General features: G+C 35.8%; 24 protein-coding genes and 1 tRNA gene. 13 read left to right on the top strand and 12 right to left on the bottom strand.

All coding sequences use genetic code 11. The annotated features are described in order from the left end of the window. Window positions 1-32: 32 nt before the first annotated feature. The 11 genes from ACZ9HT_RS13720 to ACZ9HT_RS13670 all read left to right on the top strand — a co-directional run bounded on the left by ACZ9HT_RS13720 (window position 33) and on the right by ACZ9HT_RS13670 (window position 8,802). A complete protein-coding gene (locus ACZ9HT_RS13720) occupies window positions 33-482 on the top strand; it encodes a hypothetical protein (RefSeq protein ID WP_476041058.1) in 450 nt (149 codons plus the stop codon). A 215-nt stretch (window positions 483-697) separates the two neighbouring features. Further along, window positions 698-2,857: a prolyl oligopeptidase family serine peptidase gene (locus tag ACZ9HT_RS13715; protein ID WP_476041057.1), complete on the top strand. Its 2,160-nt coding sequence runs from the start codon at window positions 698-700 to the stop codon at window positions 2,855-2,857. Window positions 2,858-3,307: 450 nt separating this feature from the next. Continuing rightward, a complete protein-coding gene (locus ACZ9HT_RS13710) occupies window positions 3,308-3,676 on the top strand; it encodes a glyoxalase (protein WP_476041056.1) in 369 nt (122 codons plus the stop codon). Between the two features lie 184 nt (window positions 3,677-3,860). Next, window positions 3,861-3,933 (top strand) — tRNA-Met (locus tag ACZ9HT_RS13705). A 141-nt stretch (window positions 3,934-4,074) separates the two neighbouring features. Next, a complete protein-coding gene (locus tag ACZ9HT_RS13700) occupies window positions 4,075-4,686 on the top strand; it encodes an L-threonylcarbamoyladenylate synthase (RefSeq protein WP_476041055.1) in 612 nt (203 codons plus the stop codon). Window positions 4,687-4,824: 138 nt separating this feature from the next. Beyond that, window positions 4,825-5,583: a peroxide stress protein YaaA gene (yaaA, locus tag ACZ9HT_RS13695; RefSeq protein WP_476041054.1), complete on the top strand. Its 759-nt coding sequence runs from the start codon at window positions 4,825-4,827 to the stop codon at window positions 5,581-5,583. Between the two features lie 15 nt (window positions 5,584-5,598). Beyond that, the gene (locus ACZ9HT_RS13690; protein ID WP_476041053.1) at window positions 5,599-5,997 is read left to right on the top strand and encodes an acyl-CoA thioesterase; all 399 of its coding nucleotides are present in this window, start codon (window positions 5,599-5,601) and stop codon (window positions 5,995-5,997) included. Window positions 5,998-6,262: 265 nt separating this feature from the next. Then, a complete protein-coding gene (locus ACZ9HT_RS13685; protein ID WP_476041052.1) occupies window positions 6,263-6,796 on the top strand; it encodes a YciE/YciF ferroxidase family protein in 534 nt (177 codons plus the stop codon). A gap of 136 nt (window positions 6,797-6,932) precedes the next feature. After that, entirely contained in the window at window positions 6,933-7,469 is a 537-nt protein-coding gene (locus tag ACZ9HT_RS13680; protein WP_476041051.1) for a type 1 glutamine amidotransferase domain-containing protein, read from the top strand. Between the two features lie 12 nt (window positions 7,470-7,481). Beyond that, complete coding sequence (locus ACZ9HT_RS13675; protein WP_476041050.1) at window positions 7,482-8,087, top strand: hypothetical protein; 606 nt, start codon at window positions 7,482-7,484, stop codon at window positions 8,085-8,087. Beyond that, window positions 8,077-8,802 carry a DUF72 domain-containing protein gene (locus ACZ9HT_RS13670; RefSeq protein WP_476041049.1) on the top strand — a complete coding sequence of 242 codons (726 nt, stop codon included), beginning with the start codon at window positions 8,077-8,079 and terminating at the stop codon, window positions 8,800-8,802. The genes ACZ9HT_RS13675 and ACZ9HT_RS13670 overlap by 11 nt, the downstream gene beginning before the upstream one ends. A 4-nt stretch (window positions 8,803-8,806) precedes the next feature. Here the strand turns inward: ACZ9HT_RS13670 and ACZ9HT_RS13665 are convergent, their stop codons facing one another. The 5 genes from ACZ9HT_RS13665 to queA all read right to left on the bottom strand — a co-directional run bounded on the left by ACZ9HT_RS13665 (window position 8,807) and on the right by queA (window position 13,797). Beyond that, window positions 8,807-9,784: a polyprenyl synthetase family protein gene (locus ACZ9HT_RS13665; RefSeq protein WP_476041048.1), complete on the bottom strand. Its 978-nt coding sequence runs from the start codon at window positions 9,782-9,784 to the stop codon at window positions 8,807-8,809. A gap of 88 nt (window positions 9,785-9,872) precedes the next feature. Continuing rightward, complete coding sequence (locus tag ACZ9HT_RS13660; protein ID WP_476041047.1) at window positions 9,873-10,757, bottom strand: hypothetical protein; 885 nt, start codon at window positions 10,755-10,757, stop codon at window positions 9,873-9,875. Window positions 10,758-10,898: 141 nt separating this feature from the next. Then, the gene (locus ACZ9HT_RS13655) at window positions 10,899-11,624 is read right to left on the bottom strand and encodes a YoaK family protein (RefSeq protein WP_476041046.1); all 726 of its coding nucleotides are present in this window, start codon (window positions 11,622-11,624) and stop codon (window positions 10,899-10,901) included. Continuing rightward, window positions 11,624-12,658, bottom strand: coding sequence for a dual-specificity RNA methyltransferase RlmN (rlmN, locus tag ACZ9HT_RS13650; protein WP_476041045.1), 1,035 nt, complete (start codon window positions 12,656-12,658; stop codon window positions 11,624-11,626). Before rlmN ends, ACZ9HT_RS13655 begins: the two co-directional genes overlap by 1 nt. Before the next feature lie 89 nt (window positions 12,659-12,747). After that, window positions 12,748-13,797, bottom strand: coding sequence for a tRNA preQ1(34) S-adenosylmethionine ribosyltransferase-isomerase QueA (gene queA / locus ACZ9HT_RS13645; RefSeq protein WP_476041044.1), 1,050 nt, complete (start codon window positions 13,795-13,797; stop codon window positions 12,748-12,750). A 171-nt stretch (window positions 13,798-13,968) separates the two neighbouring features. Between queA and ACZ9HT_RS13640 the strand changes: the two genes are divergently transcribed. Further along, window positions 13,969-14,517, top strand: a complete 549-nt coding sequence (locus tag ACZ9HT_RS13640) for a hypothetical protein (RefSeq protein ID WP_476041043.1) — start codon at window positions 13,969-13,971, stop codon at window positions 14,515-14,517. A 97-nt stretch (window positions 14,518-14,614) separates the two neighbouring features. Here the strand turns inward: ACZ9HT_RS13640 and ACZ9HT_RS13635 are convergent, their stop codons facing one another. The 7 genes from ACZ9HT_RS13635 to xth all read right to left on the bottom strand — a co-directional run bounded on the left by ACZ9HT_RS13635 (window position 14,615) and on the right by xth (window position 21,673). Beyond that, entirely contained in the window at window positions 14,615-15,103 is a 489-nt protein-coding gene (locus tag ACZ9HT_RS13635) for a DNA-deoxyinosine glycosylase (RefSeq protein ID WP_476041042.1), read from the bottom strand. Further along, window positions 15,103-15,648 carry a hypothetical protein gene (locus ACZ9HT_RS13630; RefSeq protein WP_476041041.1) on the bottom strand — a complete coding sequence of 182 codons (546 nt, stop codon included), beginning with the start codon at window positions 15,646-15,648 and terminating at the stop codon, window positions 15,103-15,105. Before ACZ9HT_RS13630 ends, ACZ9HT_RS13635 begins: the two co-directional genes overlap by 1 nt. 138 nt (window positions 15,649-15,786) lie before the next feature. Next, complete coding sequence (locus ACZ9HT_RS13625; protein WP_476041040.1) at window positions 15,787-17,784, bottom strand: S9 family peptidase; 1,998 nt, start codon at window positions 17,782-17,784, stop codon at window positions 15,787-15,789. Window positions 17,785-17,927: 143 nt separating this feature from the next. Further along, complete coding sequence (locus ACZ9HT_RS13620) at window positions 17,928-19,790, bottom strand: M1 family metallopeptidase (RefSeq protein WP_476041039.1); 1,863 nt, start codon at window positions 19,788-19,790, stop codon at window positions 17,928-17,930. Window positions 19,791-19,903: 113 nt separating this feature from the next. Beyond that, entirely contained in the window at window positions 19,904-20,248 is a 345-nt protein-coding gene (locus ACZ9HT_RS13615) for a phage holin family protein (RefSeq protein ID WP_476041038.1), read from the bottom strand. A gap of 17 nt (window positions 20,249-20,265) precedes the next feature. Continuing rightward, window positions 20,266-20,712 carry a DUF2147 domain-containing protein gene (locus ACZ9HT_RS13610; RefSeq protein WP_476041037.1) on the bottom strand — a complete coding sequence of 149 codons (447 nt, stop codon included), beginning with the start codon at window positions 20,710-20,712 and terminating at the stop codon, window positions 20,266-20,268. Window positions 20,713-20,899: 187 nt separating this feature from the next. After that, window positions 20,900-21,673 (bottom strand): exodeoxyribonuclease III, encoded by a 774-nt coding sequence (xth, locus tag ACZ9HT_RS13605; protein WP_476041036.1) that lies wholly within the window; start codon window positions 21,671-21,673, stop codon window positions 20,900-20,902. A gap of 94 nt (window positions 21,674-21,767) precedes the next feature. On the opposite strand from xth, the gene ku reads away from it, so the two are divergent. Next, entirely contained in the window at window positions 21,768-22,547 is a 780-nt protein-coding gene (ku, locus tag ACZ9HT_RS13600) for a non-homologous end joining protein Ku (RefSeq protein ID WP_476041035.1), read from the top strand. Window positions 22,548-22,594 lie beyond the last annotated feature (47 nt).

Below are 22,594 nucleotides of genomic sequence, written 5' to 3'. Positions count from 1 at the left end.
GTTATATCTTTATTAAACAAAGAATTACGACTATGATCACTTTAATTCTTAATGCTTTACGGGATTTTCTTGCCCCAGAAATTCCAGATTTTCAGATTCAACTCAGCGGTTTTTCTGCTCAGCAAGAATCTGAAGAAAACCAACAGCCAATTCTCAAACTAACGCTTTTCAATTTTTCAGAAGATCGTCAGTCAAAAATTCAACCTCGGTTTACCAATGATTCTCCTTCTCACAAAAATCCCTTCAACTTAAATTTAGAAGTTTTAATATTCACGCAAAACGTCTCTCAAGAATCAGCTATCGATGCAATTGAGAAAATTTTTATAAAGATTCGGGAGAGTGGAAAGTTGTTCACTCCGGATTATGTATGCTCTTTAAATCAGAAAATATTAACCTTCGAAGAAACCTTAAAACTATTTGAACTTGGTCAAGTAGGAATTTTTTCGCATTTATTTTTGGAAATAAAAGCGATTGAAAGATAGTCTGCTAAAATTTATTTTGACAAAATACTGAAGTTGAAAATAGAAATTTCATAGTATTCAATCTCGTGAATCTGCAAAAAAGGATGGATAAAAATGATTTCTAAGGCTTAAAAAGCAGTGTTTATAATGTATTGTAAATCTTTAACTCAAGGTAAATTTGAAATTAAGCAACAAATTAAGAACTATATTTTTACTCATTAAAAACAAATAACACGATGAAAAAACTAATTCTACTCGCTTCTTTGGCATTTTACGGTGCCAATTTTAGCGCACAGTTAAACTACCCCGCAACTCCCAAAATTCTGGTCACCGAGAATCTTTGGGGAACAGATTACAATGACAATTACCGCTGGCTCGAGAACATGAAAGATCCAAAGGTTATTTCCTGGTTTAAACAGGAAGCCGACTTAACCAACTCTGTAATGAATACCATTTCCGGTCGGGACGAACTCATACAGGAATGGCGAAAATTAGCGCTTTTACAACCTGCTGTCGTTTTTTCTGAAGTGGAAGCAAAAGGCAGATATTTCTTTCAAAAAAGAAATCCCGGAGAAAAAGTAAGTAAGGTTTATTATCGGGAAAAATTAGATGGACCAGATCAGCTATTGTTTGATCCCCAAACTTTTATTCCCGGAAAAACACTGTCGGTACAATCCATTAATCCCAGCAACGATGGCACTAAACTTTTGATCGCCTATTCTGAAGCTGGCGCAGAAGTTTCTACCATAAGAGTTTTGGATGTGAAGTCGAAAAAATTTCTAATTGATAGCATTCCAAATACAGCGGGTGCCGGAGATTGGGCTTTAGATGATTCTGGATTTTTTTATATGTGGATCAAATCTGCAGATAATGCTGATCCCACAGCACGTTTAAATCCAAAAATGAAACTGCATAAACTGGGAATGAACAGTATCAAAGATCAAGATTTTTTCAGCAATACGAGTTATCCTGCTTTAAAGATTGATGCCAAAATCTATCCATATATTTCACTGTCCAAAGATAATCTGAACTATATTTTTTCTGGCGAAGGTTCCGTTCAGCCGGAATATGTTGTTTACTATGCACCCATGGATCAGTTTGATTCTAAAAATATTCCCTGGAAAAAATTAATAACCGCTGAAGATAAGATCGTTCGCGGAATGGAAGTATTTGGAGATCGGATTTACGCGATTACTTATAAAAACGCTAAAAATTTTCAGCTTGTATCCACGAATTTAGAAAATCCCGACTGGAATAATGCAGAAATCATCGGACCAGAAAAAGACATGACGCTGGAAAGTTTTACACGTTCCAAAGATTATATGATCTTAAGTTACAGCGACGGACTGCATAATTTTCTGTTTAAATACGATCCCAAGACCAAAAAAACAACACCTATAAAATTACCTTACGAAGGAACAGTGAATGTTCAGCGGTTGGCAACATTATCAAATGACTATGTAATTGGAATGACCTCCTGGAATAATCCTTTCACGGAATTTCTTTATAATGCAGAGACAGATCAATTTGTTAAAAGTCCCTTTAATAAGCCTTCAGAATATCCTGAAGAATACAAAAATCTGGATGTTGAGGAAGTTAATGTAAAAGGCCACGACGGCATAATGATTCCGCTTTCCATTATTTATAAAAAAGGTCTTAAGAAAGATAGCTCCAATGTCGGCTTCATGGAAAGTTACGGCGCTTATGGAATCAGCATGACGCCAGGTTTTGCGACCCGATTATATTCTTTAGCTGTGAAAGGCGTTGTAATCGCAATTCCTCACGTGAGAGGTGGCAGTGAAAAAGGGCAGGAATGGTACAAAGCAGGTTTCAAAACTACAAAACCCAATACCTGGAAAGATTTTATTTCCTGTGCGGAATATTTAATTGACAAAGGTTTTACTAAAGCAGATCGCTTGGCGGGAACAGGCACAAGTGCCGGCGGAATTTTAATAAGCAGAGCAATCACAGAACGACCGGATTTATTTGCAGCAGCAGTTTGTAATGTGGGTGTTGCAAACGCAATGCGTGCAGAATTTAGTTCAAATGGCCCTGTAAATATTCCTGAATTTGGAACGGTAACAGATGAAACAGAAGCTAAGGCACTTTTTGAAATGGACGGAATGCAGCATGTAAAAGATGGTGTAAAATATCCTGCTGTTATGGGTGTTGCGGGCTGGAATGATCCTCGCGTAATCGCCTGGCAGACCGGAAAATTTATCGCCGCCTTGCAAAACGCCTCAACATCTGGAAAACCAGTTTTAATGAAAGTAAATTACGATAACGGACATTTTACAGAAGATAAGGAAGTGACCTACGCCAACTTTGCCGACCAATACGCATTTATGATGTGGCAATGCGGTCATCCGGACTTTCAGGTGAAATATAAAAAGTAGGCAGTATAAGTTTGAAAAATTAAATAAAAAAACTAAGGAGGATACTTCTTAGTTTTTTTTGGAAATTAGATGATGAATTTTGCTGTTCAAATTTAAGAGTTGCAATTCGTTAATCTTTCAAATTTTAGATATTATTGGTAAAATCATAAAGAAATTATAGGAAAAGTTGTTGATTATAAAAGGTATTGTCTCAAACAGATTTTCCAACATTATTTTTAATATCTAAGGAAATGGATAGCTTTTAAAGCGTCCCAATACGAACTGAAAATTAAAAATAGTCGTACATAAATTTTCCAATCTTAGAAAGCTCTATTTTGAATTTGGAGCTCCTGAGAGAAAATAACATCTGCATCTTACAAAAATATATATCAATTAAATAGTTCATTTTTTAACTACTTTTGGATTAAATATTAGCAATAACCTAACTTCAAAAATCAACCAAAAATCAATATGACCACCAAATTAGAATTAAGACCATTATTAGATATTCCGATATTAGAGACCAGCAATTCAGCGGAAAGCTTTCAAAACCAAACCTTACGTCCTATCTTAAAATTGCAGAATGACCTTTATTTGACCCTCTTTTCAACTTATGCATTAAAACAACGAGCAGACTTCAATACGTTGTCCGTTCATAAAAAATCAATTTTTATGGCGCAAAGCCTTCAAAAAGATATGATGTTGAAAAATATCTTTATTGGAATAACGATCGGAATGTTCACTGCTGAAGAATTAGAAACCTATAATTCTGAAAGTAAAGATTACAATAGAAGGATCATTACAATGATCATTGAAAGAATTAAGAGCCAAATGACTTAATAAACGAACTACAATCTATGCGCCCAAAAAAATATTTACCCAAAACAATGGGAAACCTCTCTGGGCAAGTGTTTGATTTTTAAATTGTTCCACAATATTTCGAAACGTTATCTAAGAATTATTAAATTATTTTTCTACAAAATTTGGAACTTATCATAATTGTTGTATATTTGCACCACAATAACGCGGGGTAGAGCAGTAGGTAGCTCGTCGGGCTCATAACCCGGAGGTCGCACGTTCGAGTCGTGTCTCCGCTACTAAGTAAAGAGAATCATTAATTTGATTCTCTTTTTTTGTAGGTGTTGATAAAGGTTTTGGGGGATTATTTTATGCGATTTATCAATAATCATCATTCCTTCAAAAATAATTTTTTCGGCTATTTTTTCTTAAATTTGTGTATGGCAAAGATTCTTAAAATTTATCCCGACAATCCCCAGGAAAACCTCCTCGACGAGGTTGTTCGCACCCTTAAAAACGGTGGATTAATTATTTATCCCTCCGACACGGTTTACGCGTTGGGATGTAATATTTTTGATATTCGTGCGATGGAAAAACTCGCGCAGATTAAAAAAATCAAATTAGATAAAGCTCATTTTTCGATTATTTGTAATGATTTAAGCCATCTATCCCAATTTACGAAACCAATTGACACGAGTGTTTTCAGGTATTTGAAAAATAATATTCCCGGACCTTTCACCTTTATTTTAGAAGCCAGCAAAAGTTTGCCGCTCGCTTACAAAGGAAAAAAAACCGTTGGGATTCGGGTTCCTGATCATTCGATTCCACAGATGATCGTCGAAAAATTGGGGCATCCCATCGCCTCTACTTCCATCAAAGATGACGATGAAGTCATCGAATACTCCACCGATCCCGAATTAATTGCCGAAAAATATGACAGCTTAGTTGATATCGTCATCGATTCCGGCTACGGCGATAATGTAGCCTCGACAATTGTAGATTTAACCAGCGGTGAACCTGAAATTTTACGTCAGGGAAAAGGAGAAATTTAATTTTTTAGTATTTCTTTGGGCGTCTGGATCCGTGTTCCACTCCCTCCCGATTTTACATCGGGATCCGTTCAAGCCGGGACGCGAGTTTCGCTCTTGATCAAAAATCGGTATTAAAACAACTTACAATCTTCTTCAGCAATGAAAATACTTACGTCGCCAGCAAAACTTATGAATGTTGAGCATTCAAATCCTTTTTTGAAAACGACACAACCTCATTTTATTGAGCAAGCTGAGCAAATCCATAAAACACTAAAAACGAAGTCGCCGAAGTACCTTTCCGAACTCATGGATATTTCTTCCAAACTGGCCGATGAAAACTGGGCACGAAATCAAAACTGGAAATCAAAACCTTCCACAAAAGAATCTGCACCGGCTTTAATGGCTTTTTATGGAGAAGTTTACCGAGCTTTGGATGCAAAATCACTTGACGAGAAAGCTATCAAATACCTGCAAAAAAATTACCGTATGCTTTCGGGATTATATGGTTTGCTAAAACCATCCGATCGAATCATGCTTTACCGTTTAGAAATGGGCCGAAAATTTAAATTTGATGAATACCACAACCTTTATGAATTCTGGACGGAGAAAGTAACCGATGAGCTGAACAGCGAATTGAAATCCAAAGACCTCGTTCTTAATCTTGCAAGCAAAGAATACTTTAAAGTAATTGACCGAAAACAAATTAAAGCACCCGTGATCGATTTCGATTTCTACGATTATAAAGAAGGAAAACTCAAAACGATCGTTGTCTATTCAAAACATGCAAGAGGTCTGGTCGCGCGATATTGTGCGGAAAATGAGGTGAAAACTTTAGATGAAGTAAAAGGTTTTAATCTCGAGAATTACCGCATTGACGAAAAACTTTCCGAAGAAACCAGATTGGTTTTTACGAGATAACTTAAAAGAAAAAAAATGAACTATCACACCAGAAAATGGATCAAACCCGAAGATCTCAATCCTAATCAAACTTTATTCGGTGGACGACTTTTGCAGTGGATTGACGAAGAATCAGCTTTGTATGCCATCATTCAGTTAGAAACTCCAAGATGTGTTACTAAATTTATTTCTGAAATTAATTTCATAAGTTCCGCAAAACAGGGTGATATCATCGAAATTGGAATTGAAGCCATTGCTTTTGGATCTACTTCGATAACCCTTACTTGTAAAGTGCGAAATAAGATGACGCATCAAACCATACTCAACATTGATAAAATTGTTTTTGTGGGCGTTGATGAAGAAGGTAAACCGACGAAACACGGTAAAACGCAAATCGAATTCGTTGCAAACCGCTTGAAAGATCAAGAGCAGTAAAATCATAAATCTGTTAAAGAGTATCATTATTGAAATCCAAGATCTTCGCAACGAATTTCCCAATTGATAAATATAATAATTGATACTGGCCTTCTGAGTTTCAGTTCTATCTCAATATTTTTAAATCTTTAAGATCAGATACAGTGGATCATAAAAATGAAGTTTGATAATTTTTGAATCTTATTTAATATATTCATAACGGCTTTGTGTTGAGAAATTATAAGCACATGGCACATTTTTGGCTTAAAAAATCTAAAATATTATTATGGCAAAGAAAGAAACAAAAGCAGGAAAAGTAGCACCGAAAGCGGATGCAGCAGAACAATTAAAAGATTTTATGATCGATGGTCTAAAAGATTTATACTGGGCTGAAAAAGCTCTTGTAAAAAGTCTTCCGAAGATGGCGAAGAACGCAACTTCCAAAAAATTAAAAGATGCTGTTAACGGACATTTGGCTGAAACGAAAGTACAGGTGACCCGTTTAGAACAAGCATTTAAAGCCTTAAAATTAAAACCTGAGGCAGTAAAATGTGAGGCAATGACCGGAATCTTAAAAGAAGGTGAAGGCATTCTGGAAGAAACAGAACCAGGCGCAGTTAGAGATGCAGGAATTATCGCAGCAGCACAAAAAGTAGAACACTACGAGATTGCCTCTTACGGTACGCTCGCAACTTATGCAAAACTTCTCGGACATAAAGAAGTTTTAAACCTGTTGCTCGCAACTTTGAAAGAAGAAAAAACATGTGATAAAGATTTGACAAAACTGGCAAAATCCGAGATTAACATCAAAGCGAAATAATACAAAGCGGTCTAATCACCGCTTTTTTTATGCCTTTGCAAATTCATTCCGTTAAAAACTTTATAATTACTATTAATAAAATCTTAAATCAAGTTGAAAGGCACAATTTCTGTTTTTAACTTTTCAAATAACAATTATGAGTACCTTAGAAAATAAAAAAATTGCAGTATTAGCAACCGATGGTTACGAACAGTCAGAATTAGAAAGTCCGGTGAAAGCTTTGAAAGAGGCTGGTTTTACTACAGAGATCGTTTCTCTAAAATCTGGAGTAATCAAAAGCATGAAAGATCACCAATGGAGCGATCCTGTAAATGTTGATAAAACACTTTCCGATGCGAAAGTGGAAGATTATGCAGCCCTTTTATTACCGGGCGGTGTGATCAATCCGGATGCTTTAAGAAGCGACGAACAAGCAGTGAAATTTGTTAAGTCTTTTTTCGAAGCAAATAAACCAGTTGCTGCGATCTGTCACGGTCCACAAACTTTGATTGAAGCAGATGTGGTAAAAGGAAAAACGATGACTTCTTATAAATCAATTTCTACCGATTTGAAGAATGCCGGTGCACACTGGAAAGATGAAGAAGTTGTTACCGATGGTAATTTGACGACCAGCAGAAATCCAGATGATTTGCCTGCTTTTAATAAAAGAATTATTCAAGAATTCGGAAAATAAAAGAATTTTAAAATGGAAAGAAAAATTCCACAACAATTAGAAGGCGGCTTCAGCGACGCGGTTTCAGCGATTAAATTTGAGACGGTTGCTGAAGCCGCTCTTCATTTTGAAACCGTAAAGAAACGTTTCCTCGACATTAACTCCTGGGAATTTTTTGCGGGTGAAGAGAAAGGAATTTTTTCTTTGTGTGATGAAAATGGAGAACTTGTTTTAGAAGAACCAAAACTTGAATATTACATTAGAATAAAAGTCCCGGCTTTACCCAATTCTACTGGTGATTCTTTCGATTGGGTTCGGATTGAATATGTTGAAAAGGAAGAAAACGAGAATTCAGAAAAATTATATTTAAGAGTTCGCTCAAGTGAAAATCCGAGAAATAAAGATGGTAAAATCGCTCATTTCTTTAAAGAAAAAGCGACTTCCAATTTTTTAATCAAAAGGGAAGAAAATATTATAACAGCAGAAGTTCATGGCAGAAATGAAATTATAAATACAGATGATTTAAAACTTCTGGAGAAATGCCGAAATGCAGTGGTTGCGAAAGGAGCAAGTTTGATCGGCAGCAAGATTCAATGGAAATCTTTCACAGATGGAATAGTAAAGAAAGATGAAAAGTAAACATTACATCGGCTGCTCCGGTTTTGCGCAAGGTTACTGGAAAGGATTTTTCTACCCCGAAGATCTGCCTAGCAAAGAATATTTAACGTATTATTCGCAACACTTAAATGCGGTAGAAATTAATTCTACTTTCTACCGAAGACCAACTTTAAAAACCATTGAGAAATGGTACGATTTAACTGGCGACGATTTCAGATTCTTTATTAAAATTCCTAAATCGATTACGCATCTGAAAAAGCTTAATGATACCAAAGAGGAAACTGATTTGTTTTGCGATCACATTTCTTCTGGTTTAAAGGAGAAGTTGGCTGGATTTCTATTTCAGCTACCGCCATCTTACCATTATTCGAAAGAGAATTTAGATCTGCTTATTCAAACAGTCAACGGAAATTATTTGAATGTGGTAGAATTTAGACATCAAAGCTGGTGGAATGAAGAAGTTTTTGATAAGCTTAAAGAAAACAAGATCATATTTTGCGGAGTGAATATTCCAAAAGATATTGCTGATGAAGTGGTCATCAACAGCGAAGGGTTCTTATATTATAGACTTCATGGTGTCCCAGTACTTTTTAAATCTGAATATTCAGAAGATCAACTCTCAAGTATTTCGAAGAAAATTGAGCAATTTAAAGGAACTTCCTATGTCTTTTTTAATAATACCTGGGGAATTGCGGGAATAAAAAATGCCTTAGAAATACAGAAAATTTTGAAATAAAAATTTAATATTTTCTTTCGATAACGAAATCCAACATCAAATTCAACGAATGTTTCGCTTCCTGATCGGGGAATTCATTTAAAATATCTTTCGCTTTTTTCTGATATTCTTTCATCACGCCGATCGCGTAATCTAGACCACCAGAATTCTTTACAAAAAGGATCAATTCCTTGACTCTTTTCGTATCATTATTGTAACGTTTAATGGTATTGAAATAATATTTTCTATCCTTTTCACTAGCCATTTTTAAAGAGTAGATCAAAGGCAAAGTCATCTTTTTTTCTTTGATATCGATTCCGACTGGTTTCCCAATAATATTGGAAGTTAAAAAATCAAAAAGGTCATCTTTAATTTGAAAAGCCATTCCGGTTAATGTCCCGAATTCACGCATTTTCTTAGCCAAATCTTCATTAGCATTATTTGATAGCACTCCAATTTCACAGCAGGCTGCAATTAATGTCGCAGTTTTCTGACGGATGATTTCAAAATAAATATCTTCGGTAATATCGAGTTTCCGGGCTTTCTCTAACTGTAAAAGTTCGCCTTCCGACATTTCGCGAATGGTTGTAGAAATTACCGAAAGCAGATCGTAATCTTTGTGATCCGTTGAAAGCAAAACTGCTTTTGAAAGTAAATAATCGCCGACTAAAACAGCAATTTTATTTTTCCATAAAGCGTTGATGGAGAAAAAGTTTCGCCTTTTAAAACTTTCATCAACTACATCATCATGAACCAAAGTCGCGGTATGAATCAATTCAATCATCGAAGCGCCACGAAATGTTTTTTCGTTGACATCTCCTAAAAGTTTTGCGCAAAGAAAAACAAACATCGGACGCATCTGTTTTCCTTTCGTAGTCACGATAAATCGCGTCACCTTATCCAAAAGCGGAACATTGCTGTGCATGGATTCATAAAACTTTTGCTCGAAAAGTTTCATTTCGTCCTGGATGGGTTTTTTAATTTCTTCTACGATGTTCGCCAAAACTGGATGAATTATTTAAATTGGAAGGAAAAGCAAAGATAATTATTTAATACACATTAGTCCCGAAAAAGTATAAAAGGAGCGTGATTTATTTCAGTTTATCGTACGGAACAAAATATAACCGTGCTTTTGCTTTTCCTAAAGGCGTTACAAATTCTTCTCCCGAAATATAAATACCGTTTTCATCAGCAGCAATTCCTTCAATTTGGCCAATTGATAAAGCACTTCCGAGATAATATTTTTTCGGTTTTTGGTCGAAGAAAATGCCGGGTTTGGTTTCCTTGAAAATAGAGAGAAATACTTCGGTTTTTTTCGTGTAGCCGATCAGATAAAGTTTTTTATCAAAGTAAGCACCGTCTGTCACGACATATCCTGTATAAAATTCTTCGGTTTTTTGCGCAGCTTGATTTGCTGAAATTTCTAGATCGACGATGTAATGGGTTGTTGATTTTGAAACCCAATCTTTTGTGAAGAGATGTAATTTTCCATTTAAGAAAATCATAGCTTCGCCGTCGAAATTGTTGTTTAGATTTTTTGGTTCGAAATCTTTTTGTTCGGGGTAAAAGAAGGGGATTTCTTGAGAACTGTTAGAGCTTGGAGCTCTAACAGCAGTATCAAACGGGATTTTATAAATTTTCAGATCTTTTCTGCTGCCAACATTATTTCCAAAATCTCCAATGTAAATATGTGTAGAATCACTCGTGATTGATTCCCAGTCGATATTTTTAAGATTTGTTTTAAAAACTTTTTTAATCTTCCCGGAAGTTGTATCGATCTCAAAAATATCCGAAGTGTTTCCGCTATCATTGAACGTCAAAAGTCTCTTCTGAAAGAAATCCAGGCCAGAATTTTCTTTTAATGAATCATCTAAAACGGCAGTTCTGAAACGGTTCATCTTTAACCAGCCATCTTCCCGCTGCGCAGAAAAACTCAGAGAAATTAGCATTGAAAACAGAATAAAATAATTTTTCATTTACTATTAATTTTTAGCAATTATTTAGTATAAAAGCGAAATCCTGCAACCCGACTTGAATGTAGCTCATTTTTTGAAATGGATTTAGCGTAGGCCAAAAATAGCGGGAATGGAAGGCGGAAAAAGTTGCCCAAATAAATATCACGACACTCCCCTTTTCCGTTTCAAAAGTAGAAATTTAATTTTTACGAAATCATAAAATAATCCACCCAATAAAATAACCGAGCCTAAAATGAGCGATTTAATTCCAAAATAAGAAAATGCAATTCCGCCTGAAATTCCGCCAATAAAAAACATAAAGATAATTGTTAATCGCAGTTTGATGGATTTAATTAATCTGCTTTTATGGCTTTTGTCTTTATAAAAAAAGAGCTGTGAAAATTCGATTCCCATATCGGTGAAAAGTCCTGTTAAATGCGTCGTTCGGACTATAGATTTTGAAATACTCGTTACTAAAGAGTTTTGCATTCCCATGGCGAAGAGTAAACTGTAAGCTATAAAATCTGGATCATTTTTAATTAAATAATTTCCGGTAAAAGCAATGATTCCAAGAATTAAAGCTTCAGTAAGAATCGGAAAAATATAAGTTTGATTTTCTCGGATCCGCGAATAGATCTCTACTGTGAAATTGGCAAAAAATGCACCGAAAAAGAAATAAAAGACAAACAGCGCGATATGAAAAGCGTTCTGGAAATTGAGTTTGAAAACTTCATCCATAAAAAAGGCGAAGTGTCCCGTGACATTTGTAGTCAGTTTTTGAACGGAGAAAAATCCAACAACATTAACTAATCCCGCAACGAAAGAAAGTAAGGACGCAATGCCGAGATTATGTTTGGGAGTGCGGGTTTTGCCTACGTGTGAGAACATTACTCACTGCTTTTATTAGCGAGTTGTCCGCAAGCAGCATCAATATCGCCGCCGCGACTTCTGCGGATCAACACGGTAATTCCGGCTTTTTCTAATTGTCGGACGTAATTTTCTTCTGCTTCTTTATTGCATTGATCGTATTTTCCGTCGCCGATCGGATTGTATTGAATAAGATTTACTTTGCTTGGAATTTGTTTGCAATAACGGATCAAAGCTTTGATGTCTTCGTCCTGATCATTAATTCCTTTCCAGACGCAATATTCGAAAGTGATGATATTCCCGGTTTTTTCGTACCAATATTTGAGGGAATCCATGATATCGGTTAATGGAAATTTATCCGAAAAAGGCATAATATCGTTTCGCTTTTTCTCAATGGCTGAATGTAAAGAAAGCGCTAGTTTTACGCGTAAACCTTCATCTGCCAACATTTTGATCATCTTCGGAATTCCGGATGTTGAAACCGTAATTCTTCGTGGCGACATTCCCAAACCTTTCGGTTCAGTTATTTTCCTGATGGATTCTACGACATTTTTGTAGTTCATCATGGGTTCGCCCATTCCCATAAATACGATATTGGAAAGTGGCCGGTCGAAATACAGCTTACTTTGTCTATCGATCAAAGCAACTTGATCCACGATTTCTGCAACTTCAAGATTACGCATTCTTTTCAAACGCGCCGTTGCACAAAATTCACAGTTTAAAGAACAGCCAACCTGAGAAGAAACACAAGCTGTTGTTCTGGTTTCTGTCGGAATTAAAACGGATTCTACTAAAAGTCCGTCATGCAATTTAACGCCGTTCTTGATTGTTCCGTCTGTGGATTTCTGAAGTTCATCGACCGAAATTGGATTGATAATATATTCCTGAGATATTTTTTCTCTAAGCTCTTTCGAAAGATTCGTCATCTCCTCGATGGAATGTAGATTTTTGCTCCACAACCATTCATAAACCTGTTTCGCACGAAAAGGTTTTTCTCCCAAACACAAAAAGTATTCGGTGAGTTGTTCGAGGGTTAAAGTCCTAATATCTTTCAAGAGAATTTTAGATTTTAAATGATAAATTTTAGATTAAAAGCACCGAAATGAATTTAATCTAAAATTTAAAATCTTTCATTTATAATTAATTAGATGATCAACATCGCGTCACCGTAAGAATAGAATTTATATTCATTCTTGATGGCTTCTTCGTAGGCTTGCATCAAAAAATCTTTCCCTGCAAATGCTGCAATCATCATCATTAATGTTGATTTTGGCGTGTGGAAATTCGTGATCATACAGTTTGCAACACCGAAATCATGTGGAGGGAAAATAAATTTATTTGTCCAGCCGTGATAAGGTCCGATTTTTCTGTTAGATGAAACGGAAGTTTCAATTGCTCTCATCGTCGTTGTTCCAACTGCACAAACTCTTCTTTGTTCTGCAACCGCTTTGTTAATGATATCGGCATTTTTCTGATCGATAATGGCTTCCTCAGATTCCATTTTATGTTTCGACAAATCTTCTACTTCTATTGGATTGAAGGTTCCTAAACCAACGTGAAGCGTCACTTCTGCGAAATCGATTCCTTTAATCTCCAGTCTTTTCATTAAATGACGGGAAAAGTGCAAACCAGCAGTTGGAGCTGCAACAGCACCTTCATGTTTTGCATAGATCGTTTGGTAACGTTCTGCATCTTCCGGCTCAACTTCTCTTTTAAAGTATTTTGGAAGTGGAGTTTGTCCCAGTTCTTTCAGTTTCGTACGGAATTCGTCATACGAACCATCGTATAAAAATCTTAAAGTTCTTCCTCTGGAAGTTGTATTATCAATAACTTCAGCAACTAAACCTTCATCTTCTGTGAAAAAAAGTTTGTTACCAATTCTTATTTTTCTGGCTGGATCAACCAAAACATCCCAAACGCGGGTTTCTTTATCAAGCTCTCTTAAAAGGAAAACTTCAATTTTTGCACCGGTTTTTTCTTTATTTCCATAAAGTCTTGCAGGAAATACTTTGGTATTATTAAAGATAAAAAGATCGTGCTCATCGAAATAATCGACAACATCTTTAAATTTTTTGTGTTCTATGGTTTGTGTAGCACGGTTTAAAACCATCAGCTTCGCTTCGTCTCTATGTTCGCTTGGATATTCGGCTAAAAGTTCTTCCGGTAAGTGGAAATTAAAATCAGATGTTTTCATTGTTTTTAAATTACGGTTTAAAAATTAGATCCGAAAACCAAAAAATTTTCGGAGTGCAAATATACGACATTGAAAAGGCAAAGTCAAGTCCTTTTAATTTTAGGGCAATATTAAAAGAAAATTTCAGTTGGAATGATTCGTGCAAGTACAAAAAATATTAAAATTTAAATTATGAAAAAGTTATCGTTGATCACAGGAATTTTAGCTTTGTTTTTTGTGACAAGTTGCAGAGATGTTGTGAATTCAGTCTTAGATGTACTTCCCGCTTTCAATGTTCCTTTTAGTGCCACACTAGATGTTCCTTTTGCAAGCATCAGTACAACCACTTACACTAGAACACCAGAAATCCCAATGAATATTGACTTGGATGCGAAGATCAAAGAAAATAATCCAAAGTTTTCCATCAATAATCTGAAGTCGGTAAAGTTGAATACTTTGAGTTTAGATTATGTTAATTCCCAGTTAGGCAATAAATTAGATGTCATTAAAAATGCAAGAATTTACGTAAAAGCTCCTAATCAGGCAGATCGATTAATTGCAACAGCTTACAACAATACGAATCCTAATACCATTACTTTTACAACAACCGATGATGAAATTTTGGAATACTTCCGAACGACTCAGAATTCTTTAATTATTGAAATACAGTCGAGTAAGGTAACTGCAGATCAACTTACGATGAAAATGATTTCGGGATTTAAAATTAAAGTTCAGTTATAATCTTGTCGAAGTTTTAAAAATCTAAAAGGAAATCTATCAATAGGTAGATTTCCTTTTTTTTATTTAGTGTTAATATGTTTTTGTCGCTGATCAAGTTTCATAAAAACGTTTTAATCTGTTTCCATTCTTCTAACTTTTTTGAGAACGAAATCGTGTATGCCGGGCTTGTCGAAGGCAGATCAAATAAAGGAATTTCCATTTTACTAATCATTTTCTTCTGAACATTTTTAAATGATTTTTGACCATTACAGAAAATGGCTTTTATATTGGGATAATCAATCAATATTTGCTCAACATTGTTGTGAGTTTCGATTTTGATCTTCGTATCTAAACTTCCTTCCCTTTCGCAGGAATCGATGACATCCCAAACTGCAATTTTATTTCGTTCTAAAAATTTTAGTTTTGCCGGATAATCAGTCGTGAATTCGGTATCGAAAAGATCGAATAAGATTTTCCAGAATTTGTTTTGAGGGTGCGCATAATATTCCTGCATTTCTAGAGATTTAATTCCCGGAACAGAACCTAGAATTAGAATCCTCGAAGTCTGGGAAATTATAGGTGGAAAGGAAGATATTCTCACCATCATTAATATTTATCCAGTTTATTCCAGTATTCTAAAATTTCACTTTTAATATTTTCTGGTAAGGTTGAGAAATTGTCAGAATAAGAGTTCGTTGCGTAATCATTTTCTGCTGATGAAGAGATTTCATAAAACGCATTGTTTTTAGAAAAAATAAGGTGAACTGATTGCTGATTAAAGTCGTAATCATTTAGAGAATAGATGAAAATTGCATCGATACTTTTGTCTTTGTCATAATCTGCGAAGGCTTTCCGCTGTCCCCAGGAACTTATGATCCCGTCGTAGTCGATTTCTTTTTTAGATTTCACCACAAATTGACCGTTCATCTTCACGAATCTTTCTAAGATCATTTTATCAGGTTTTGCGCCTTTTTCAATTTTACTAAAAATGAAGACATTTTCCTCGTTTTCAGGGGAATGAACTTCATCGATCTGAACAATTCTACTGCCTTGAAAAGGAAAGTTTTTATAAGACTCAGGATTTTTTACGATGTTAGAAACTTGCGCATTAAAAAGGCTTCCCAGTAATAGTGCGCTAAAAAATATCTTCATATCAGTTTATTTAAAGGTAAAAAAAATGCAGCTGAAATTAATCAACTGCAATATAATTATTCATTTCCACTTTAAGATGATCCAACAAATGATTTTTTCTTTGATGAACAAATTAATAGAAAACGGTTTTCAAATTTTCTATAAAGTCTCTTTCAACCATTCAAAGAATTCTCTCTGCCAAACCAAACCGTTTTGAGCATGTAAAACCCAGTGATTCTCATTCGGGAAGTATAGGAATTTTGCTTTCAAACCTTTTAATTTTGCGGCTTGAAAAGCTTCCTGACCTTGTTCGTAAGGAACTCTGTAATCAATTCCACCCTGAATAACCATCATCGGTTTATTCCATTTATTCACATAGTTTGAAGGATTAAATTCTGTATAAGATTTCGGAGTTGGATTATCGTACGGAGAACCGCCTAAATCCCATTTTGCAAACCACAATTCTTCAGTGGTTAAAAACCAGGATTTCATATCGAAAAGTCCATCGTGTGCAATGAACGTTTTAAATCTGTTCTCGTGAATTCCTGCCAACATGTAAACGCTGTATCCACCGTAACTTGCACCAACGGCACCCATTCTGTCACCATCAACATAAGGTAGAGTTTTCGCATAATCTGCGGCGGATAAATAATCACGCATGGGTTGACCGCCCCAATCTTTAGAAATATCTTCGTTCCATTTTGTTCCCCAACCCGGCATTCCGCGACGGTTTGGTGCAACAACGATATAATCATTCGCAGCCATCAAAGCAAAATTCCATCTCACGCTGAAAAATTGTGTTAGTGCCGATTGTGGCCCACCCTGACAATATAATAAAGTTGGATATTTTTTAGCAGGATCGAAATTCGGCGGATAAATAAACCAAACGCCCATTTCTTTTCCGTCGCTGGTTTTCACCATTTTAAGTTCCGTTTTCGAAGGTGTTATTTTCGCATAGGTGTCTTTGTTAACCTCTGTAACCTGTTTCATCGCGCCGTTTTTTAAATCAACAGAAAAGAGATCTGCATTGTGATTCATATCGGTTCTGGAAACTAACAGAGAGTTGCTGTTTTCTGCATGAATATCGGTAACATCGAAATCACCTTTTGTAATCTGCTGAATTTTTGAAGTTTTTGGAACTAAGGAAAATAGCTGCATCGTTCCTTTCCACGCAGTTGTGAAATAGATGTTTTGGGAATTCGGAGACCAAAAAACTGAACCCGCAACACTTTCATCCCAACCTTTGGTAAGATTAGTTATTTTACCAGATTTCCAGTCTAAGATTTTGACGTCGTTTTTATCGGCCTCAAAACCATCTCGTTCCATGGATTGCCAGGATAAATATTTCCCGTCCGGGGAAAATTTCGGGTTAACGTCGTAACCTTTATTGCTTTCTGTTAGATTTTTCACTTTGCCGGAATTTACTTCATAAGCGAAAATATCGGTGTTCGTTGATTGGGCATATTCAGCGCCACTCAAAGGTTTTGTCACGTATAAAAGTTGAGAAGAATCCGGACTCCAGATGAAATCTTCACTTCCACCAGAAGGTCTTTGTGGCGAATCCCAAGGTTTTCCTGCAAGCAAATCTTTCGCTTTATCAACACTTTCTGAAACATTAGCTACAAAAACGTGATTATATTTTCCCTCATTAAAATAGTCCCAGTGCCGGTGATTTAAGTCGGTGTAAATGTGAGCAGTAGATTTAGGAACATCGGAGTATTTCTCCTTTCCCATCACTTTTTCCACCAAGACTTCTTTGCTAAAAGCGATTTTTTTACCGTCTGGAGAAATAATAATATTATCAACTTCCCCCGAAGTGTAAAATTCGTTCCATGTTTTCCCCAAGTCTTTTGAGAGATAAATTTTGTCACCTTCCTGGGCGTAAACTCCATTCTTATCCCATTGAATGATAGATTTTTTACCCAGATCTAAAGTGGAAGCATCAGAATTTTTAATATTGAAAAAGTAATTTTTCTTATTATTCTTTTCCGTTTTCAGATCGGTTTTACCAAGGCTGTAGATCAGGGAACTTTGATCGGGAGAAACCGCAGAAACTCCGATTTTATTCAGAGTCCATAACGTTTCGGCGGTCATTACATTTTGTGCATTCATTAATAAAGGCGCTGCAAGAGCGAAAAGCGTGTTTTTTATTTTCATTGCAATTTTTAATTTAGAAGATAACAAATATAGAAAATTCAGTAGGAAAGGAAATTAAAAGCTGTTCTTAAATAGTCTTCCCTGAAATTATTTCGTTCATTTTTTTTGAACTTAGAAGGTGTGCATTCTAAAATTCTTGACCTTTAAAGAGAGATCAAATTGTCGTTTGGCGTGTAATCGAGATAAATTCCACCATCAAGTTTAATCGATTTTACTTTTTTATCCACCGAAATCTGAGTTTGAAAAGACGAGCCTTTTTTCCAAACTTCCGGTGTGAAATGTTTTCTGGAAAATGTTCCATCGGTCGAAGTAATTTCAACATCAAACGGAATTGCGAATCCGCCAACATTATCGATTTTTAGCAGTATATTTTTACCGAAAACCTTTGCGGAATTCACCTTCAGATCGATGTAGTTATTAGAGAAAAACCAATTGTTCCAGAACCAGTTTAAATTCTGACCGCTTCCCGTATTCATGCTGTAGAAAAAATCCCAGGGCATCGGATGTTTTCCGCTCCAGCTGTTCATGTAATGATGTAACGATTTTTTGAACAGTTCATCGCCTAACATTTCTTTTAAAGCGAGGTAAGAAAGTGCCGGTTTAACATAAGAATTATTGCCATAACCAGAGCCGGAAACTTGGGTACTCAGTGAAACTACGGGCTGATCTTCTTCCGTAGAAGGATCATTAATATATCTTTTCACACGGAAATCAGTAAACATTTTATCATTGAAATGCTTCCCATTTTCGCCTTCACCAATTAAATATTCCAGAGCAGTCGCCCAACCTTCATCCATAAAAGCATAACGCGTCTCGTTGATTCCCATAAAGAAGGGGAAATAAGTGTGTGCAATTTCATGATCTACGGTTTGCCGCGAATCTTTTAAATTGTCGGGAATCGCCGTATCGTTGACCATCATTGGATATTCCATATCAGCAAATCCCTGGAAAGCCGTCATCGTTGGAAAAGGATATTCAATTCCAGGCCAGTTCTCGGAAAACCATTTGATGCAGTATTTCTGCCATTCTACATATTTTTCAAAATCTGCGGTCCCTGCATTATAAGTCGCCTGAATACTCACTTTCTTCGTCTTTAACTGAACGCTCGAGGCATCCCAAATATAAGAGGAACTTACACCAAAAGTAAAATCAGTAATATTTGAAGCTTTGAATTTCCAGGTATTCACGGCATTTTGAAGCGTTACTTTTTGATTTTGAATCTCTTCTTTAGTAGCAACATGAATAATTTCATCACTCGTCAGAGATTTGTTAAACTTATTGTAGATGTCTGGTTGCAAAACTTTCTGTGCATTTTGTAAAACTCCAGTTGCATAAACGATGAAATTTTTTGGAACTGCAACGGAAACATCGTAATTATTGAAGTCGTTATAAAATTCATTTCTGCCGTTGTGCGGTAATTTGTCCCAACCATTATAATCATCGTAAACCGAAATTCTGGGATAAGCGTAAGCACAGAAAAAAGTATGCTCATCGATTTGTCCTTCTCTCCCACTTTCCTTTGATAACGGATATTCCCAAACGATATTGATTTGGTTTTTAGATTTTGGCAGAAAAGCTTTTGTTAATTTAAGTTGGTAAAGAGTTTCCCAGCTATCACTGTTGATCTTGTAATTTTCTCCATTAATGGAAAGGGATTTTATTTTCAACCCCGTGCTTAAAAAATCTTCAGATGCTTTACTTCCGCGAGGCGAAGTTGGTTTGTGAACATTATTTACAAAGCGAATGACTGCAGTTTTCAAAGTGTCTGGCGAATTGTTGGAGTAGTTTATCGTTTCCGTGCCAGAAACCGTTTTTGAGGTTGGATCTACAGTAAACGCGATAGTATAATTTCCACCGTTCTGCCAATAATTCTTACCCGGTTTACCTTCCATCGAACGTGTTTGACTTTCGTAAGATTTTTTGATGTTTCGTGGAATGTATAAATCCTGAGCACAGGTGGATAAAGGGATTGCCACCAATAATAGTAAGCTGAAAACTCTGTTCATTTTGATGATTTTAATAGTCAAAATTAAGGAAATAAAATAAGAGGTCTTTAATAAAAAAACCAACCTTAGAAATTCTAACGCTGGTTTTGAAATATGTTTATAAGAAAAGTCTGTTAATCTTTGGAAGTGAATATTCCACTTAGTAAAGACGTAACTAGGGAAAGAGCAATACTGAAAATAAAGGCCCATAAAAAACCATCAACGTTCATACTGTCGATAAAGTAATCAGCCATTAAAATCACCAAAGCATTGATCACGAGGGAAAAAAGTCCTAAAGTAATGATCGTTAGAGGTAATCCCAAGATCTTTAAAACAGGGGTTACGATCAGGTTAAGAATTCCTAAAACGATCGCGAAAATAATTGCCGCGCCAAAACCCTGAAAATGGATTCCGGGTAAAATGTACGCCAGTGCGTACGCCACCACTGCGGTGACCAAAAGTCTGAGTAAAAAATTCATAGTTTATAATTTTAAGTTTATTTTATTTTTCTGAAAGACATGCTTTTCCCGATCCACTTAAATTTCCAGTAACCTCTTACTTTCATAATTCCTTCGTTGGTTAAACTTACGGACGAATCCCAGTGTCTGCCGCTTGTTGCATCGTAAATTTTGCCATTCTCCCATGTTTGATGCTGAGAATTATATTGAAGTCCTTCTAAAATTTCCATTCCGATAATTTTTCGGGTCCGAAGGTTCGGGTCGGGATTATTACTGTCTACGCGAGTGTTAATCGGCTTTCCGTTGCCTTGATGAACATCAAACCAAATCACATTTGCGCGATATTGACTATTTGTTTTGAATATTTTAACGGCAACAAGATTGTCAGAAGACATCCAGTTTCCCAAAATATCATCTGCTTTGGATTGTGCATTAACTGTAAAAAGAGAGAAATATAGTAAAAAAATAAAGTTTTTGGCAAGCATAGCACACGCTATGCAAGATTTTTGCCAATTATTAGCAAATTAAATAATTTGCCAAAATTCTATTTGTTAGCTCCCTCTTTTTTATGATTTTTCAAAATTTGAACCTCACTATCAATCAAATATAATTTCTCCTTTTAAAATTGATGTAGAAAATTCCGATCAGGAAAAATAAGAAAGTTCATTACTATCAATCTTCAAGCTCGATCCAAACCGGACAATGATCGCTGGATTTTTCCCAACCGCGGACTTCTTTATCAACCTCTGCATTTTTGAGTTGTGGCAAAACTTCCGGCGAGAGCAAAAAATGATCAATTCTTAAACCTGCATTTCTTTCGTACGCTTTTCGGAAATAATCAAAAAAGGTGTAAATAGTTTCCGTCGGGTATAAATGTCGGATCGCATCTGTCCAACCCTGACCGATCAGATTGTGGAATGCTTCCCGAACTTCAGGCAAAAAGAGAGCATCATTCTTAAATTTCTCCGGTTTGTAGGTATCGTTTTCTGTGGGTATCACATTAAAATCACCAATAAGCAAAACTTTTTTTCCCGATGTGATGAGCATTTCTGCATGTGCATCTAACCTTTGAAACCACCGCATCTTGTAATCGAATTTTGGACCTGGAGTTGGATTTCCGTTGGGTAAATAAATGCAGGCGATAATCAGATCTTTAATTTTGACTTCCAGATAACGACTTGCTTCAACTTCGTCTTCTCCCGGAAGATCGGTCCGCGAAATCACCGGTTTTTCGATTTTTGATAAAACGGCAACGCCATTCCAGCTTTTTTGTCCGAGCCATACAGAATGATAGCCGGCTTCCAGGATTTCGGCTTCCGGAAATTTCTCTTGAGGCGCTTTCAATTCCTGCAGACAAACGATATCGGGTTGTGATTCTTTCAGCCATCTTAATAAAACAGGCAATCTGCCATTCACACCATTTACGTTATAAGTTGCAATTTTCATTGTTTCAAAATTTAACCAAAGTTAAAAAGATTATTAAAACCTTCCTTTTTTTGGAAGCATATTTGATGTAAATTCGAAAATAAATCAGAAAATTATGAGAGCGATTTGGAACGGTGCAATAGGTTTCGGTTTGGTAAATATTCCCATTAAATTATACTCCGCGACGGAAGAAAGCAATATCGATCTGGATATGCTCGACAAAGATGATCTCGAAAATATCAACTTCAAAAGAGTAAATGCGAAAACCGGTAAAGAAGTAAAATGGGCGAATATTGTAAAAGGTTACAAATTAGAAGACCGATACATCGTACTTACCGCGGAGGATTTCGGAGAAGTTAGTCCCGAGAAATCCAAAATTCTCAACATCAAACAGTTTGTTGACATTAATGAAATCGACCGTGCTTATTTTGAAACCTCCTATTTTCTCGAGCCTCAGAAAAATGGAGAGGAAGCCTATAAACTTTTATTAAAATCCCTTATCAAAACGAAAATGGCTGGAATTGGAACTTTTATCCTGCGGGAAAAAGAGATTTTATGTCTGGTTCGTCCGTATGAAGGGAAAGTTTTGATGGTCAACAGAATGAGATATCCGGAAGAGATCCGTGAATTTGATGAGTTGAAACTTCCGTCTTCAAAAAAGCCAAAAGAGGAAGAAATGGCGATGGCAGAATCACTTATTAAACAACTGGCTACAAAATTTGATCCTTCAAAATACGTTAATACTTACAACGATGATTTAATGAAGATTATTAAGGCCAAAGCGAAAGGAAAAAAGAAAAAAGTCGCGACCAAGGAAGAAGTTTCTGCAAAAGCGACCGATCTAATGGCACAGTTGAAAGCGAGTTTAGAAAGCGGAAAAGCAAAAGCTGGATAAGATAAAAACATAAACTTTAAATTTAGAAATCATTCTTTTTCATTATA

This window comes from Chryseobacterium sp. UYP7 (assembly GCF_056279225.1).
This window is presented reverse-complemented; position numbering and strand designations above follow the sequence as displayed.

Bases quoted from the DNA above. Each gene is read 5' to 3' on its own strand.
- ku (WP_476041035.1), top strand. From the start codon at position 21,768: ATGAGAGCGATTTGGAACGGTGCAATAGGTTTCGGTTTGGTAAATATT.
- ACZ9HT_RS13655 (WP_476041046.1), bottom strand. From the start codon at position 11,624: ATGTTCTCACACGTAGGCAAAACCCGCACTCCCAAACATAATCTCGGC.
- ACZ9HT_RS13670 (WP_476041049.1), top strand. From the start codon at position 8,077: ATGAAAAGTAAACATTACATCGGCTGCTCCGGTTTTGCGCAAGGTTAC.
- ACZ9HT_RS13675 (WP_476041050.1), top strand. From the start codon at position 7,482: ATGGAAAGAAAAATTCCACAACAATTAGAAGGCGGCTTCAGCGACGCG.
- yaaA (WP_476041054.1), top strand. From the start codon at position 4,825: ATGAAAATACTTACGTCGCCAGCAAAACTTATGAATGTTGAGCATTCA.
- ACZ9HT_RS13625 (WP_476041040.1), bottom strand. From the start codon at position 17,784: ATGAAAATAAAAAACACGCTTTTCGCTCTTGCAGCGCCTTTATTAATG.
- queA (WP_476041044.1), bottom strand. From the start codon at position 13,797: ATGAAAACATCTGATTTTAATTTCCACTTACCGGAAGAACTTTTAGCC.
- ACZ9HT_RS13660 (WP_476041047.1), bottom strand. From the start codon at position 10,757: ATGAAAAATTATTTTATTCTGTTTTCAATGCTAATTTCTCTGAGTTTT.
- ACZ9HT_RS13635 (WP_476041042.1), bottom strand. From the start codon at position 15,103: ATGATGGTGAGAATATCTTCCTTTCCACCTATAATTTCCCAGACTTCG.
- ACZ9HT_RS13640 (WP_476041043.1), top strand. From the start codon at position 13,969: ATGAAAAAGTTATCGTTGATCACAGGAATTTTAGCTTTGTTTTTTGTG.
- ACZ9HT_RS13685 (WP_476041052.1), top strand. From the start codon at position 6,263: ATGGCAAAGAAAGAAACAAAAGCAGGAAAAGTAGCACCGAAAGCGGAT.
- xth (WP_476041036.1), bottom strand. From the start codon at position 21,673: ATGAAAATTGCAACTTATAACGTAAATGGTGTGAATGGCAGATTGCCT.
- ACZ9HT_RS13720 (WP_476041058.1), top strand. From the start codon at position 33: ATGATCACTTTAATTCTTAATGCTTTACGGGATTTTCTTGCCCCAGAA.
- ACZ9HT_RS13630 (WP_476041041.1), bottom strand. From the start codon at position 15,648: ATGAAGATATTTTTTAGCGCACTATTACTGGGAAGCCTTTTTAATGCG.
- ACZ9HT_RS13715 (WP_476041057.1), top strand. From the start codon at position 698: ATGAAAAAACTAATTCTACTCGCTTCTTTGGCATTTTACGGTGCCAAT.
- ACZ9HT_RS13690 (WP_476041053.1), top strand. From the start codon at position 5,599: ATGAACTATCACACCAGAAAATGGATCAAACCCGAAGATCTCAATCCT.
- ACZ9HT_RS13610 (WP_476041037.1), bottom strand. From the start codon at position 20,712: ATGCTTGCCAAAAACTTTATTTTTTTACTATATTTCTCTCTTTTTACA.
- ACZ9HT_RS13710 (WP_476041056.1), top strand. From the start codon at position 3,308: ATGACCACCAAATTAGAATTAAGACCATTATTAGATATTCCGATATTA.
- ACZ9HT_RS13680 (WP_476041051.1), top strand. From the start codon at position 6,933: ATGAGTACCTTAGAAAATAAAAAAATTGCAGTATTAGCAACCGATGGT.
- ACZ9HT_RS13620 (WP_476041039.1), bottom strand. From the start codon at position 19,790: ATGAACAGAGTTTTCAGCTTACTATTATTGGTGGCAATCCCTTTATCC.
- ACZ9HT_RS13700 (WP_476041055.1), top strand. From the start codon at position 4,075: ATGGCAAAGATTCTTAAAATTTATCCCGACAATCCCCAGGAAAACCTC.
- ACZ9HT_RS13615 (WP_476041038.1), bottom strand. From the start codon at position 20,248: ATGAATTTTTTACTCAGACTTTTGGTCACCGCAGTGGTGGCGTACGCA.